10 protein-coding genes and 1 tRNA gene are annotated in these 14,273 nt (G+C 71.7%); 6 read left to right on the top strand and 5 right to left on the bottom strand.

Annotation, left to right across the window (positions count from 1 at the left end; translation table 11 throughout):
- Nucleotides 1–206: 206 nt before the first annotated feature.
- Nucleotides 207–959: a serine protease gene (locus G3I42_RS27035; RefSeq protein WP_164290208.1), complete on the top strand. Its 753-nt coding sequence runs from the start codon at nucleotides 207–209 to the stop codon at nucleotides 957–959.
- Nucleotides 960–1,040: 81 nt separating this feature from the next.
- Here G3I42_RS27035 and G3I42_RS27030 read toward each other — a convergent pair whose 3' ends face one another.
- Nucleotides 1,041–2,765, bottom strand: a complete 1,725-nt coding sequence (locus G3I42_RS27030; RefSeq protein WP_203607390.1) for a beta-galactosidase family protein — start codon at nucleotides 2,763–2,765, stop codon at nucleotides 1,041–1,043.
- Between the two features lie 50 nt (nucleotides 2,766–2,815).
- On the opposite strand from G3I42_RS27030, the gene G3I42_RS27025 reads away from it, so the two are divergent.
- Nucleotides 2,816–3,133 carry a chorismate mutase gene (locus G3I42_RS27025; protein ID WP_010261206.1) on the top strand — a complete coding sequence of 106 codons (318 nt, stop codon included), beginning with the start codon at nucleotides 2,816–2,818 and terminating at the stop codon, nucleotides 3,131–3,133.
- A gap of 171 nt (nucleotides 3,134–3,304) precedes the next feature.
- Here the strand turns inward: G3I42_RS27025 and G3I42_RS27020 are convergent, their stop codons facing one another.
- Nucleotides 3,305–3,496 (bottom strand): hypothetical protein, encoded by a 192-nt coding sequence (locus G3I42_RS27020; protein WP_164290200.1) that lies wholly within the window; start codon nucleotides 3,494–3,496, stop codon nucleotides 3,305–3,307.
- A 114-nt stretch (nucleotides 3,497–3,610) separates the two neighbouring features.
- Between G3I42_RS27020 and pepN the strand changes: the two genes are divergently transcribed.
- The 3 genes from pepN to G3I42_RS27005 all read left to right on the top strand — a co-directional run bounded on the left by pepN (nucleotide 3,611) and on the right by G3I42_RS27005 (nucleotide 9,660).
- Nucleotides 3,611–6,094 (top strand): aminopeptidase N, encoded by a 2,484-nt coding sequence (gene pepN, locus G3I42_RS27015; protein ID WP_164290198.1) that lies wholly within the window; start codon nucleotides 3,611–3,613, stop codon nucleotides 6,092–6,094.
- A 642-nt stretch (nucleotides 6,095–6,736) separates the two neighbouring features.
- A complete protein-coding gene (locus G3I42_RS27010) occupies nucleotides 6,737–8,125 on the top strand; it encodes a pyridoxal-dependent decarboxylase (RefSeq protein WP_164290196.1) in 1,389 nt (462 codons plus the stop codon).
- Nucleotides 8,122–9,660, top strand: a complete 1,539-nt coding sequence (locus G3I42_RS27005) for a SidA/IucD/PvdA family monooxygenase (protein WP_164290194.1) — start codon at nucleotides 8,122–8,124, stop codon at nucleotides 9,658–9,660. The genes G3I42_RS27010 and G3I42_RS27005 overlap by 4 nt, the downstream gene beginning before the upstream one ends.
- A 57-nt stretch (nucleotides 9,661–9,717) precedes the next feature.
- On the opposite strand, the gene G3I42_RS27000 is transcribed toward G3I42_RS27005, so the two are convergent.
- Entirely contained in the window at nucleotides 9,718–11,514 is a 1,797-nt protein-coding gene (locus G3I42_RS27000) for a 5'-nucleotidase C-terminal domain-containing protein (RefSeq protein ID WP_164290191.1), read from the bottom strand.
- Between the two features lie 253 nt (nucleotides 11,515–11,767).
- Here G3I42_RS27000 and pyk point away from each other — a divergent pair, with 253 nt between their 5' ends.
- Nucleotides 11,768–13,204: a pyruvate kinase gene (gene pyk, locus G3I42_RS26995; protein ID WP_164290189.1), complete on the top strand. Its 1,437-nt coding sequence runs from the start codon at nucleotides 11,768–11,770 to the stop codon at nucleotides 13,202–13,204.
- A 65-nt stretch (nucleotides 13,205–13,269) separates the two neighbouring features.
- On the opposite strand, the gene G3I42_RS26990 is transcribed toward pyk, so the two are convergent.
- Nucleotides 13,270–14,064, bottom strand: a complete 795-nt coding sequence (locus tag G3I42_RS26990) for a helix-turn-helix domain-containing protein (RefSeq protein ID WP_164290187.1) — start codon at nucleotides 14,062–14,064, stop codon at nucleotides 13,270–13,272.
- 78 nt (nucleotides 14,065–14,142) lie between these two features.
- Nucleotides 14,143–14,229 (bottom strand) — tRNA-Leu (locus G3I42_RS26985).
- Nucleotides 14,230–14,273 lie beyond the last annotated feature (44 nt).

Genomic DNA, 14,273 nt, shown 5'->3' with positions numbered 1-14,273 from the left:
CCGGGGGCGCGGCCCCCGCTCGCAGGCGAGCTGACCGGGCCCGGACGAAAGGGGCGCCCCGGGACCACCCCGGGGCGCCCCTTTCGGCGTCCGGCCGTCACGCATCCCCACCCCTCTCGTTGGGCAGGCTCCCCACCCGGCACCCTCCCCACGGCGCCCCGGTCACCGGAGCACCCCCAGCGAAAGGGCCCCCGTTGCCGCACCGCCTGCCGTACCGCACCCTCGGCGCCGTCCTCGCCGCCCTCGCGCTCACCTTCGCCGGCACCGCCGCCCACGCCGCGCCCCGCCCCGTCATCGGCGGCTCCGAAGCGGCCCCCGGCGAGTACCCCTGGACGGTCCACCTCTCCATGGGCTGCGGCGGCTCCCTCTACGCCGACGACCTCGTCCTCACCGCCGCGCACTGCCTCGACGGCACCGTCAGCCCCGACCAGGTCACCGCGACCCTCGGCAGCACCGACCTCGACAGCCCCGACGCCCTCAAGGTCCACGGCACCAAGGCCGTCCTCGCACCCGGCTACGACGGAACGGGCAAGGACTGGGCCCTCCTGCGACTCGCCGAGCCCGTCGACCTCCCCACCCTCCCGCTCACCCCCTCCACGCACTACGACAAAGGCACCTTCACCGTCGCCGGCTGGGGCGCCACGAGCGAGAACGGCACCGAGGTGCGCCGACTGCGCACCGTCGACGTCCCCTTCGTCGACGACCGCACCTGCGCCCGCACCTACGGCAAGGACCTCGTCCCGGCCGAGGAACTCTGCGCGGGCAGGCCCAAGGGCGGCGCCGACGCCTGCCAGGGCGACTTCGGCGGCCCCCTCTTCCGCCCGGGCCCCGCGCGCGAGCCCGTCCAGATCGGCATCGTCAGCTGGGGCCAGGGCTGCGGGCGCGCCCACACCCCCGGCGTCTACACCGAACTCAGCCACTTCCGCGACGACATCGCGAAAGCGGCGCGAACGCTGTGACGACGGGGGAGCGGGCCGCCCCGGCCGGGCCTTTCCACGGCGGTACGGACACGGGTCGCCGAGCGGCCGTGAAGGACCGGCTCAGCCCTCCACCGGCCGCAACCGCACCTCCCCGGCCTCCTCGCCCTCCGGGCCCGCCAGCTCCAGCACCCGCAGCTCGTTCTCGCCGTCCGCCCGCAACACCGGCCCCGGCACGAAGAGTTCGCTCTGCGGGCCCGCCGACCAGTAGCGGCCCAGGCACGTGCCGTTGAGCCACACGAAGCCCCGGCCCCAGCCCGGCAGTGAGAGCCAGGCGTCACCGGGAGCAGCGGTCGCGAACGTGGCACGGTGCAGACCGCGCGCCCCCGGCACGGGCGGCGCCGTGAACGGCAACGGGGGCAGCGCGGCCTCCAGGTCCCGCAGGCGCAGCGGCGTCGCCCGGATACCGTGGAGGTACTGGGTCGCGTGCAGCACACCCCCGGGCAGGCCCTTCGCCTCGCCCAGCCGCGGCCCGTAGTTCACGCGCCCCAGGGACTCCACCCACAGCTCGACCTCGGCCCCGCCCCCGACCGGCGTGCCCGGCGCGACACGGACCCCGTCCACGTACACCTCGCACAGGTCCCGCACCTCCGGCAGCCGCAACGGGCGCGGCGCGCGCGGCCCGGGGACGCGCAGCCGGTAACGGACCAGCCCCCGGTCCACACCCAGGTCCTCGAACGACGGGGCCCACGCCGACTCGCGCTCCCCGCCGCCCACCGCGTCCACGACCGCGCCGAGCGGCGCCCACGCGGCCGGCCGCACGAACACCTCCGCGCCGAGCGCCGGGGGAGCGGCGGGCAGCTCCGGGAGCGGACCCGGCGCGTACTCGGCGAAGACCTCCCGCATGAGGTGGAACTTCCGCGTCGGACGGCCCGCCTCGTCGATCGGCGCGTCGTAGTCGTACGACGTCGTCGTCGCCGTGTACGCCCCGTCGTGCCACTCACCGAGCCGGTTCGCGCCCTCCCAGCCCCCGTTCGAACCGCCGTGCGCCATGTAGAGGTTCACCGAGGCGCCCGCCTCCAGGATCGCCCGCAGCTCCGCCGCCGCGTCCGCCGCGTCCCTGCGCTCCACCTCCTTGTCCCCCCAATGCGTGAACCACCCGCACCAGAACTCCATGACCATCAACGGCCCCTCGGGCCGCGCCCGCCGCAGCGTCGCGAGCGCCTCCGCGCTCCCCGAGCCGAAGTTCACCGTCGCCAGCACGCCCGGCAGCGTGCCGCCCGACAGCATCCAGTCCTCGGGACCGTCCGACGTGCACAGCGGCACCGTCACGCCCACCTCCCGCAGCAGCCCCGCCAGCCACTCCAGGTAGCCCGCGTCCGAGCCGAAACTCCCGTACTCGTTCTCCACCTGCACCATGACCACCGGCCCGCCCCGGTCCGCCTGCCGCTCCACGAGCTGCGGCAGCAACTCCCGGAACCACGCGGCCACCGGCTCCGTGAAGCTCTCGTCCCGCGTCCGCAGCGGACCCCGCACCCACACGGGCAGCCCGCCGTTCTCCCACTCGGCGCAGATGTACGGGCCCGGGCGGACGATCGCGTACAGGCCCGCCTCCGCCGCCGCGTCCAGGAACCGCCCGAGCGCCGCCACGTCCTCGTACCGGCCCCGCTCCGGCTCGTGCAGGTTCCACGGCACGTACGTCTCCACGCAGTTCAGGCCCAGCGCCCGCAGCATCCCGAGCCGGTGCGCCCACTGCTCCTCGTGCACCCGGAAATAGTGCAGAGCCCCGGAAAGCAGCCGCACCGGCCGCCCGTCCACGAGGAAATCCCGCTCGCCTATACCGAACATCGCCTACCCCTGTCCGCCCCGGTGCCCCGGCCACCGTAGGCTCCCTGTCCATGACCACCAGCAACGCCGAGGACGCCCGCGCCGAACTGCTCCGGCTCCGGGACAGCATCGACAACATCGACGCCGCTGTCATCTACATGCTCGCGGAACGCTTCAAAGCGACGCAGCAGGTCGGCCACCTCAAGGCCGCCCACCAGCTTCCCCCCGCCGACCCCGCCCGCGAGGCCCAGCAGATCGCCCGCCTGCGCCGCCTCGCCGAAAGCGCGAAGCTCGACCCGGCGTTCGCGGAGAAACTGCTGAACTTCATCGTCGCCGAGGTGATCCGCCACCACGAGCGCATCGCGGAGGAAGCGGGCGGCAAGAGCTGAGCCGCACGGGGCGGGCGGAGGCGCGCGGAGGGGCCGGGCGGGGCGGGCGCCCGGCACGGACGCTGTCCGGGACGGGTGCTCGCGCGCGGACGCTGTCGGGGGCGCGTGCCCGCGCGCGGACGCTGTCCGGAGCGGGTGCCCGCGTGCGGACGCCGCCCCTCCCCGTACCCGCTACACCCCCGGCACCGACTCCACGTACCGGTACACGCCCTCCTCCCGCCGGTACACGATCGTCACCGACTCGTCCTCCCGCGCCCCGTCCCACTTCGGCACCGCCGCGAACCGCAGCTCCACCCCCGGCACCCCCTCCACCTCGTGCCGCTTCCCGTCCAACGGACCTCCGTACAGCTCCACCACCGTCACACCGCTCACTCCTCCCACACAGCCGGACGCGCACAGTAGACCTCCCCACCCCCGCACGCCCCCATGCCGCGCCCTGCCTCCCCTCCACCCACCCGGCTCCGGCAGCATGGCCCCATGTCCGTACTGACGCGCGACGAAGCGCACACCCGCTCCGCCCTCCTCGACGTCCAGCGCTACGAGGTCCGCCTCGACCTCACCCAGGGCCCCGAGACCTTCGGCTCCGCCACCACCATCCACTTCACCGCCCGCACCGAAGGCGACACCTTCGTCGAGCTGAAGCCGGACACCCTCCACCGCATCGCCCTCGACGGCACCCCGCTCGACCCCGCCCGCCTCGACGGCAACCGCTACCCGCTGCCCGCCCTCGCCGCGGGCGCACACACCCTCACCGCCGAAGCCACCATGCGCTACTCCCGCACGGGCGAGGGCATGCACCGCTTCACCGACCCCAGCGACGGCGAGACCTACCTCTACACCCAGCTCTTCATGGAGGACGTCCAGCGCGTCCTCACCGCCTTCGACCAGCCCGACCTCAAGGCCGTCTTCGACCTCACCGTCACCGCCCCCGAAGGCTGGACCGTCCTCGCCAACACCGTCACGACCCACGACGGCCACGGCACCTGGACCGCCGCGACCACCCCGCTCATCTCCACGTACCTCCTCGCCGTCGCCGCCGGACCCTGGCACTCCGTCCGCACCGAACACCGCGGCCTCCCCTTCGGCATCCACTGCCGCCGCTCCCTCGCCCCCCACCTCGACGCCGACGCCGAGGAGATCCTCGACGTCACCCGCGCCCTCTTCGACCGCTACCACGAGAAGTTCACCGAGCCCTACCCCTTCGACTCCTACGACCAGGCCTTCGTCCCCGAGTTCAACGCCGGCGCCATGGAGAACCCCGGCCTCGTCACCTTCCGCGACGAATTCGTCTACCGCTCCGCCGTCACCGAGACCGAACGCCAGACCCGCGCCATGGTCATCGCCCACGAGATGGCCCACATGTGGTTCGGCGACCTCGTCACCCTGCGCTGGTGGGACGACATCTGGCTCAACGAGTCCTTCGCCGAGTACATGGGCTACCAGACCCTCGCCGAGGCCAGCACCCGCTTCGCCGACACCTGGACCGAATTCGCCGTCTCCCGCAAGACCTGGGGCTACGAGGCCGACCAGCGGCCCTCCACCCACCCCGTCGCCCCCGACGACGTCCCCGACACCGCCGCCGCCCTCCTCAACTTCGACGGCATCTCCTACGCCAAGGGCGCCTCCGCACTGCGCCAACTCGTCGCCTGGCTCGGCGAGAAGGACTTCCTCGCGGGCATCAACACCCACTTCGCCCGCCACAGGTTCGCCAACGCCTCCCTCGCCGACTTCCTCGACTCGCTCGCCTCCGCGACCGACCGCGACGTCCACGCCTGGGCCGACTCCTGGCTGCGCACCACCGGCGTCGACACCCTCACCCCCGCGTTCGACAAGACCGGTACGCGCCTCACCGTCCGCCACGAGGGCACCCGCCCCCACCGCGTCCGCCTCGGCCTGTGGGACCTCGACCCCGAGGGCGCCCCCCGCCGCCGCCCCGACACCTGGCTCGACCTCACCCCCGGCACCCCCACGACCCTCACCGTCGACGCGCCCCGCCCCGCCCTCGTCCTCCTCAACGACCACGACCACACCTACGCCAAGACCGGCTTCGACGACACCTCGCACGCCACCCTCACCACGCACCTCTCCGGCATCACCGACCCGCTCAGCCGCGCCGTCGTCTGGACCGCGCTGCGCAACGCCGTACGCGACAACCGCCTCGCCCCCGCCGACTACCTCGCCGTCGTCCGCGCCCACCTCCCGCACGAGGACGACGCCGCCGTCGTCCGCGGCGTCCTCCAGTTCGCCCACACCCAGGTCGCCGACCAGTACACCGACGCGACCCGGCGCCCCGAGGCCCTCAGCCTCCTCGGCGACACGTGCCGCGACCTGCTGCGCCGCACCGAGGACGGCCACAACCCCTCGCTGCGCCTCACCGCCGTACGCAACCTCCTCCACCTCGCCACCCGCCCGGAGACGCTCCAGGAGTGGTACGAGGACGGCACCGTCCCCGGCGGCCCCGCCCTCGACCCCGAACTGCGCTGGACCCTCCTCACCCGCCTCGCCGTCCTCGGCGCCACCGACGAGACCGCCATCGCCGCCGAACTCGACCGCGACCCCAGCGCCACCGGACACGAGGGCGCCGCCCGCTGCCGCGCCGCGCTGCCGACCCCCGAGGCCAAGGAAGCCGCCTTCCGCTCCCTCTTCGAGGACGACACCCTCTCCAACTACCTCTTCACCGCCACCGCACAGGGCTTCTGGCAGCCCGAACAGGCCGCACTCCTCGCCCCCTACGTCGACCGCTACTACCCCGCCGCGCTCGCCCTCGCCGAGCGCCGGGGCGCCGCCCTCGCCCAGGCGGCCGGCAAGACCGCCTTCCCCACGAGCGCCGTCACCGCCGAACACCTCGCACTCGGCGAGGAAACCCTCCGCACGGCCACCGACGCCACCCCCGCCCTGCGCCGTGCTCTCACCGACCAGCTCGACGATCTGCGGCGGGCGTTGCGGGTGCGGGGGGTTTGATCGGCGGGGGCGGGCCTCGCCCGGCCTGCGGCGGACGGTTCCCACCCCGCCCTGCCGCCGGATGGCCCCGCCCCGCCCTGCCGCCGGATGGCCCCGCCCCGCCCTGCCGCCGGACAGCCCCCACCCGCCCTGGGGGGCGACCCCAACACCAAGTCTTCCGCACCCACAACCCCGTTCCGCCCCCTCCGCCCGAATCTGTGGACAACTCGGCGAAACCCATAAATCCGCTCACCCTCAAGGGTGAGCGGATTTCTACTTCAGCCCGACTTATCCACAGGAGCGAGCGAAGTCACCTGCCGTCCCAGCCGCGTACCGCCGCCCAAGCGCCTTCCCGCCGCCCGGCCCTTCCTGCCGCCCGCGCGCCTCGTCCGCCGCCCGGCCCCTTCCCGCCGCCCGGCCCCTTCCCGCCGCGTCCTGCCCTCGCGTCCCGCCGGCCGCCCCGGCACACGTTCAGCGCCCTCACCCCCAGCCCCCACCCCCCTCCCCGTAAATCCGCCCCTATACCAGACCACCCCCGCCCCGAGGTGGATTCACCCCACCCCCATACCCCTTTCGGGTTCCGTTCGTTGGGCTCTGTGGACCTCGCACGCGCAGCGCCGGGCAGGCTGACCGCCGACCCGCAGACCCGAAGGACGAGCCGTCATGCCCCGCCCCCTCCCGCCCCTCTCCGGCGGCCCGCACGGACCCGAGGCCCTGCGGCCCCTGCTCGACACCGTCCTCGCCGCCCTCACCGACGGCGCCCACCACCGCAAGGGCCCCCTCCCCGCCGGAGGCCCCGGACCCGTCGCCGCCACCCTGCACGCCGCCGCGACCCCCGTACTCCCCGACACCGGCACCGACCCGCACACCGCCCTCGCCACCCTCGTCACCGCCCTCGCCGCAGGCGCAGCCGACCCCGCCCACCCGCACTGCGCCGCCCACCTGCACTGCCCCCCGCTCGCCGTCGCCACCGCCGCCGACCTCGCCGCCAGCGCCCTCAACCCCTCGCTCGACTCCTGGGACCAGGCCCCCGCCGCGACCGCGCTCGAAGAACACGTCACCCACACCCTCGCCGCCGAGATCTACCCCCAGGCCGTCGCGGCCCAGGCCCTCGTCACCACCGGCGGCACCGAGGCCAACCAGCTCGCCGTCCTCCTCGCCCGCGAAACCGCACCCGAGCGCCCCCCGCTCCTCCTCCACGGCGCGAACGCGCACCACTCCCTGCCCCGTGCCGCCTGGCTCCTCGGCCTCCCCCCGGCCCACCGCATCCCCACCCCCACCGGACGCCTCCACCCCGCGGACCTCCGCACCGCCCTCGAAACACACCGGCGCCGCCCCCTCCTCGTCGCCGCCACCGCCGGAACCACCGACGCCGGACTCATCGACCCGCTCGACGAACTCGCCGACCTCTGCGAGGAATTCGGCGCCCGCCTCCACATCGACGCCGCCTACGGCGGCCCCCTCCTCCTCAGCCCCACCCACCGCCCCCTCCTCACCGGCCTCGACCGCGCCCACACCGTCACCCTCGACCTCCACAAACTCGGCTGGCAGCCCGTCGCCGCCGGGCTCCTCGCCACCCGCGACCCCCACGACCTCACCCCCCTCACCCACCAGGCCGACTACCTCAACGCCGACGACGACACCGACGCCGGACTCCCCGACCTCCTCGGCCGCTCCCTGCGCACCACCCGCCGCCCCGACATCCTCAAGATCGCCGTCACCCTGCGCACCCTCGGCCGCGAAGGACTCGCCCACCTCGTCGACACCGTCCAGGAGCAGGCCCGCACCCTCGCCGCCCTCATCACCCAACGCCCCCACCTCGACCTCTGGGCGCCCCCCACCCTCAGCACCGTCCTCTTCCGCCCCACCCACGCCACCGACCACGACCTCGCCCGCCTCCGCCGCACCCTCCTCACCGAAGGCACCGCCGTACTCGGCCGCGCCCGCGCCGACGGCCGCCTCTGGCTCAAGGCCACCCTCCTCAACCCCCACACCACCCCCCAGGACCTCACCGCCCTCCTCGACCTCGTGGAAGGACACACCCCCCGATGAACCTCCCGCCCCGCCCCTTCCGAAGCCACCACGACACCCCCGCCGTCCCCTCGCCCCGGGCCGCGGAAACCCCGGACGCCACCGAGGAACCCGAACCCCCCGAGACCACCCCCGCCCCCCAACCCCCCACCCCCGCCGAAACCCCCCTCGACCTCGCCGGAATCGGCATCGGCCCCTTCAACCTCTCCCTCGCCGCCCTCGCCCACCACCTCCCCACCGGCACCACCCCCCTGCGCACCGCCTTCTACGAGCAACGCCCCGCCTTCCACTGGCACCCCGGCCAGCTCATCGACGGCACCACCCTCCAAGTCCCCTTCCTCGCCGACCTCGTCACCCTCGCCGACCCCGGCAACCCCTGGACCTTCCTCAACTGGCTCAAAGCGCACGACCGCCTCTACCCCTTCTACTTCGCCGAGCGCTTCCACATCCACCGCGCCGAATACGACGCCTACTGCCGCTGGGTCAGCGAAAACCTCCCCGGACTCCACTTCTCCCACCAGGCCGACGCCGTCCGCTGGAACGCCGACCGCTCCTGCTTCGAGATCGACTACACCCAACTCGACGCCGACGGCGAGGCCCACGCCCTCGGCCGCACCCACACCCGCAACCTCGTCCTCGGCATCGGCACCGCCCCCCACGTCCCCGAACCCCTGCGCCCCCTCGCCGAAGCCCCCCACGTCCCCGTCGTCCACTCCGCCGACTACCTCGGCCACCGCGAACAACTCCTCACCGCCGGACACATCACCGTCATCGGCTCAGGCCAGTCCGGCGCCGAGATCTTCCTCGACCTCCTCCGCCACCGCACCCCCGGCCACGAACGCCTCACCTGGCTCGCCCGCACCCCCGCCTTCGCCCCCATGGAGTACTCCAAACTCGGCCTCGAACACTTCACCCCCGACTACACCCGCTACTTCCACGCCCTCCCCGAAACCACCCGCGACCAGCTCACCGCCCAGCAGTGGCAACTCCACAAAGGCATCGACACCGAGACCATCACCGCCATCCACGAGGAGCTCTACCACCGCACCCTGAACGGCGGCTGGCCCGACGCCACCCTCACCCCCGGCGTCAGCGTCCGCACCGCCGGACGCGTCGCCACCACCCGGATCGAACTCCACCTCGAACACCGCGAACAAGGCACCCGCTCCCGCCTCACCACCGACGCCGTCGTCCTCGCCACCGGCTACCGCGAACGCCCCCTCGACCAACTCCTCGCCGGACTCGACCCCTACCTGCGCCGCGACAACGCCGAACGCCCCCGCGTCGACGCCCACTACCGCCTCCACCTCGACGAAGCCATCACCGCCACCGGCTCCCACGTCTACGTCCAGAACGCCGAACGCCACACCCACGGCGTCGGCGCCCCCGACCTCGGCCTCGCCGCCCACCGCAGCGCCACCATCCTCAACGCCCTCACCGGCACCACCCCCTACCCCCTCCCCACCCGCACCGCCTTCACCACCTTCGGCCTCACCCCACCCCCCGCCCCCACCCCCCGCCCCCAGCACCTGGTCCGCCTCAACGAACAACCCTGAACACACACCGACGGCCCCGGAACACCCCCCGGGGCCGTCGCCACACACCGCGGACCCTCAGAACACCGGCACCCCCTCCCGCACCAACCGCCAGTCCACCGCCGCGAATTCAGCCGGATCGATCGTCCCCGCCTCCCGCACCCACGAGATGATCGTGTTGCGGATCTCCTCCGAATTCGCCCACACCTGCTCGGACTTCGGTACGTACGGGAAGTTCCCGCCGCCACTGGCCCGGTAGTTGTTCACCGCCAGCACGAACCGGGCGTCATCCGCGACCGGCGCACCCTCGAAGGCCAGATCCACGATCCGCGCACCGACCTCCTTCGAGATGTCGATGTCGTACGAAACCCCCGACACCACGTCGTAGTTGTAATCCGGCGTCCCCTCCGCGTTCGTCAACGCCGCCGGATCGACCGGCGCCCCCACCGCCGTCCGCACGAAGAACTTCGCCGAGTACTCCAAGTACTCCCGCAACTGCGCCCCCGTGATCAGCCGCGCCTCCAACGTGTTCTCGAACGTGTACAGACCCGCCGCGTCCTTGATCGTCACCTCCCCCGCCGGGAACCGCGCCGTACGCGAGAACGGCGACGCCTGCGACAGAACCGGCAGGTCCGCGTACTCCCCGCCCGCCAGCGCACCCCGCACCGTCTCCGCCTGCACATGATTGATCAGATCCACCATCGGAACGTCCTTGTACGTCCCCTCCGCCGTCGACATCTCCACCACCGACGAACCGATCACCTGGTTCACGTACGCCACCACCTCACGGTGCTCCTTCGCCAGCAACCGCGTGATCCGCACGTCCTCCGCCACCTCGTTCGAGTTCAGCACCCGCGAAGCCACCCGCTCCACCGACCACCGCCCCCGCTCCCACACCAACGAGAAATCGAAGACCGACAACCGCTGCCCCCACTTCAACGGCTCCGACAGCACCACCTCACGCCCCGACTCCGCGTTCACCACCCGCCGCTCCGGGATCTCCACATGCGCGTGACCCACCAGAATCGCGTCGATCCCCGGCACCCGCTCCGCCACCCGCGCCGCGGCGTTCTCCACATACGGCAACTGATCACCCCACGACGACGAACCATCCGCCCCCGAATGCGCCGCCACCAGCACCACATCCGCGCCCATCGACCGCAACTTCGGCACCCAGTACGCCGCCTGCTCCTCCAGCCCCGGGAACCTCAGCTTCCCCTGCACATTCACCTTGTCCCAGATCGCGATCCCCGGATTCGTCAGCCCGAGCACCGCCACCCGCACATCCCGCCCGTGCGGCGTCCGCAACCGCTTCATCACATACGGGCGAAACGCGGGACGCCCCGAGCGCGCGTCCACCGCGTTCGCGCCCAGCAACGGGAAATCGCACTGCTCCTCGAACTTCCGCAGCACCTCGATCCCGTAATTGAACTCGTGATTCCCCAGCGCCGCCGCCTCGTACCCGATCGCGTTCATCGCCTTCGCCATCGGATGCACCGGACCCCGCCGCGCCGTGATCGGATCGATCCGCGCGTAGTAGTACGACAGCTGCGTCCCCTGGATCGTGTCGCCCGCGTCGATCAACAGCGTGTTCCCCCGCCCCCTCTCCTCACGGAGGCGGTTCACCAACGTCGAGATCTTCGCGAGACCCACGTCATTGTGCTGCGCGTCGTCGTACTCCTTATCGGTGAAATAATCCCAGTTCATCGCATTGCCGTGCAGATCCGTCGTCCCGAGTACCGAAAACCCGTACCGACGCGGCTCCTTGCCCCGCCCACCCCCCTTCGCGGCCTCCGCCGGCGCCGCCGCACCCAGCGCCACCGCCGCCCCGGTCGCCGCCGAAGCCCCCAGGAACACCCTGCGCTCCACGCTCATCACGCACTCCCTCTCATCCGCGCCACATCACCCGACTGCTTGAACAACGCGCGTAGATGATCGCCCGAAACGCCAATCCCGCAACACCCCCACCACGTTGCGATCAGGTGACCACCCCCCAACACCCCCGCACCCCGCTCATCGGAGACCACGACCGCTCATTCAAGATTTGTCAAATCCCATACACGCAAAGGCCGTTGACTCGTCACCCCCACCCAGCCCCCTACCCGCCGGTAAGCCCTAGGCTCGAACCATGCGCCGAGCGAAAATCGTCTGCACCCTGGGCCCAGCCACCGACTCCTACGACCAGATCAAAGCCCTGGTCGAAGCCGGAATGGACGTGGCCCGCTTCAACCTCAGCCACGGCAGCTACGCCGAACACGAGGAGCGCTACCACCGCGTCCGCGAAGCCGCCGAGGAGACCGGCCGCAGCGTCGGCGTCCTCGCCGACCTTCAAGGACCGAAGATCCGCCTCGGCCGCTTCAGCGAAGGCCCCGTACTCCTTGAACGCGGCGACACCTTCACCATCACCACCGAGGACGGCCACCTCGGCGACCGCACCAGCTGCGGCACCACCTACGCCGGACTCGCCACCGACGTCACCCCAGGCGAACGCGTCCTCGTCGACGACGGCAAGGTCTGCCTCCAGGTCACCGCCGTCGAAGGCACCCGCGTCCGCACCACCGTCGTCGAAGGCGGCATGGTCTCCGACCACAAGGGCCTCAACCTCCCCGGCGTCGCCGTCTCCGTCCCCGCCCTCTCCGAAAAAGACATCGAAGACCTCCGCTGGGCCCTGCGCACCGGCGCCGACGTCATCGCCCTCAGCTTCGTCCGCAGCGCCCGCGACATCGTCGACGTCCACCGCGTCATGCGCGAGGAAGGCCGCCGCCTCCCCGTCATCGCCAAGGTCGAGAAGCCGCAGGCTGTCGAGAACATCGAGGAGATCGTCGACGCCTTCGACGGCATCATGGTCGCCCGCGGCGACCTCGGCGTCGAAATGCCCCTCGAAGCGGTACCTCTCGTGCAGAAGCGGGCCGTCAAGCTCGCCAAACGGAACGCCAAACCGGTCATCGTCGCGACCCAGATGCTCGACTCCATGATCGAGAACAGCCGGCCCACCCGCGCCGAAGCCTCCGACGTCGCCAACGCCGTGATCGACGGCACCGACGCCGTGATGCTCTCCGGCGAGACCAGCGTCGGCAAGTACGCCGTCGAGACCGTCCGCACCATGGGGCGCATCGTGGAAGCGGCCGAGGAAGAGATCCTCGACAAGGGACTGCCGCCGCTCACCGACCGCAACAAGCCCCGCACCCAAGGCGGAGCGGTCGCCCGCGCGGCGGCCGAGATGGGCGACTTCCTCGGCGCGCGCTTCCTCGTCGCCTTCACGCAGTCCGGCGACACCGTCCGCCGCCTGAGCCGCTACCGCTCGCCGATCCCGCTCCTCGCCTTCACCCCCGACCCGGCGACGCGGGCGCAGCTCAACCTGTCCTGGGGCGTGGAGGCCTTCCTCGGGCCGCACGTGGACTCCACGGACGCGATGGTCGAGCAGGTCGACGACATGCTCCTGAAGCTCGGCCGCTGCGAGCGGGGCGACCTGGTCGTGATCACGGCCGGTTCCCCTCCGGGCGTCGCCGGAAAGACGAACCTCGTGCGGGTGCACCGCATCGGCGAGGACGACGCCCCGAAGTAGGCGAGCGCGATCCCGAGGGGGCGACGGGATTCCCGCTCGCCCCCGTGCCCGTCCCCGCACCCGTCTCAGTACTTGGGACCGATGTGGGCTTCCATGAGGGCGACGGAGGCTTTGCGGGCGACGGAGATGTTGTACGGGTTTCCGTGGCGGTAGCACTCGGTCCATTCGAGGCCGAGGAGGTCGAGCGTGTCGGTGTAGAGCTTCCGGATGTCGTCGGAGACGTTGGTGAACCAGTAGCGCGGATATTCGTAGCGCTTGCGCTCACCGGCGACGAGGCGGGTGGTCCAGTTGGTGATGCGGCAGCCGTCGGAATGAATGAGGCCACGCAGGAATTCCCAGGGATGGGCGCCGACTATTGTCTCTTGCCAGGGCTCCAGCAAAATATCCCGGTCATGTTTTCGTCCGGGTCCGTGCTGGGGGAAGAGGTGGAGCAGATGCTGTGAGTAGACCTTGATGTTGTGACAGCCCTTGCTTCGCACTCGGCAGGTCGCTCTGCCGGGGAAGACTCTGCGCATTGCCTGCTCGCACTCGCTCTGAATGCCGGGCCAAGCGTCGTCCAGCGACACCATCAGGCTCGGTGCGCGGTGTTGGCGCGGGAAGCTGATGTGCCCGTCACCGAGGTAGAGGCCGAGCAGGTAGGCGTAGGCGGGCTTGTCCAGCGGGACTTTGTCGTCGCAGGCGAAACAGAAGGTGACGGGCCTTCTCCCGGGGCATTCGCCTCTCTTGGCCCGGTCCATGTGTTTCCAGTAGCTGATGGTTCCCTTGGGGATGTCCAGGCGCCGCGCTACTTCGGCGTTGGCTACCCCGTCGCGCAGAAGCGCCAAGGCTTTGTGCCGCACTTCGAGGGTGTGGAAGATCATGTCCTCATCGTGCGGAAGGTGCGCGTGACGGACAGAAAAACGGCGGGGATTCACTCGAAAGTGAATCCCCGCCCTTTCTGGTGCCGGGTGCGGGACTCGAACCCGCAAGTCCTCTCGGACGGATGCTTTTGAGACATCTGTGTATGCCGATTCCACCAACCCGGCGCATCCGCAAAGGAGCATACCTGCTAAGCCGCGCGCAGCGCACC

It is taken from the genome of Streptomyces sp. SID11385, from assembly GCF_010548245.1.
GTDB lineage: Bacteria > Actinomycetota > Actinomycetes > Streptomycetales > Streptomycetaceae > Streptomyces.
Note: the sequence above shows the minus strand (reverse complement) of the source record. Positions and strands in the feature narration are given on the sequence as shown.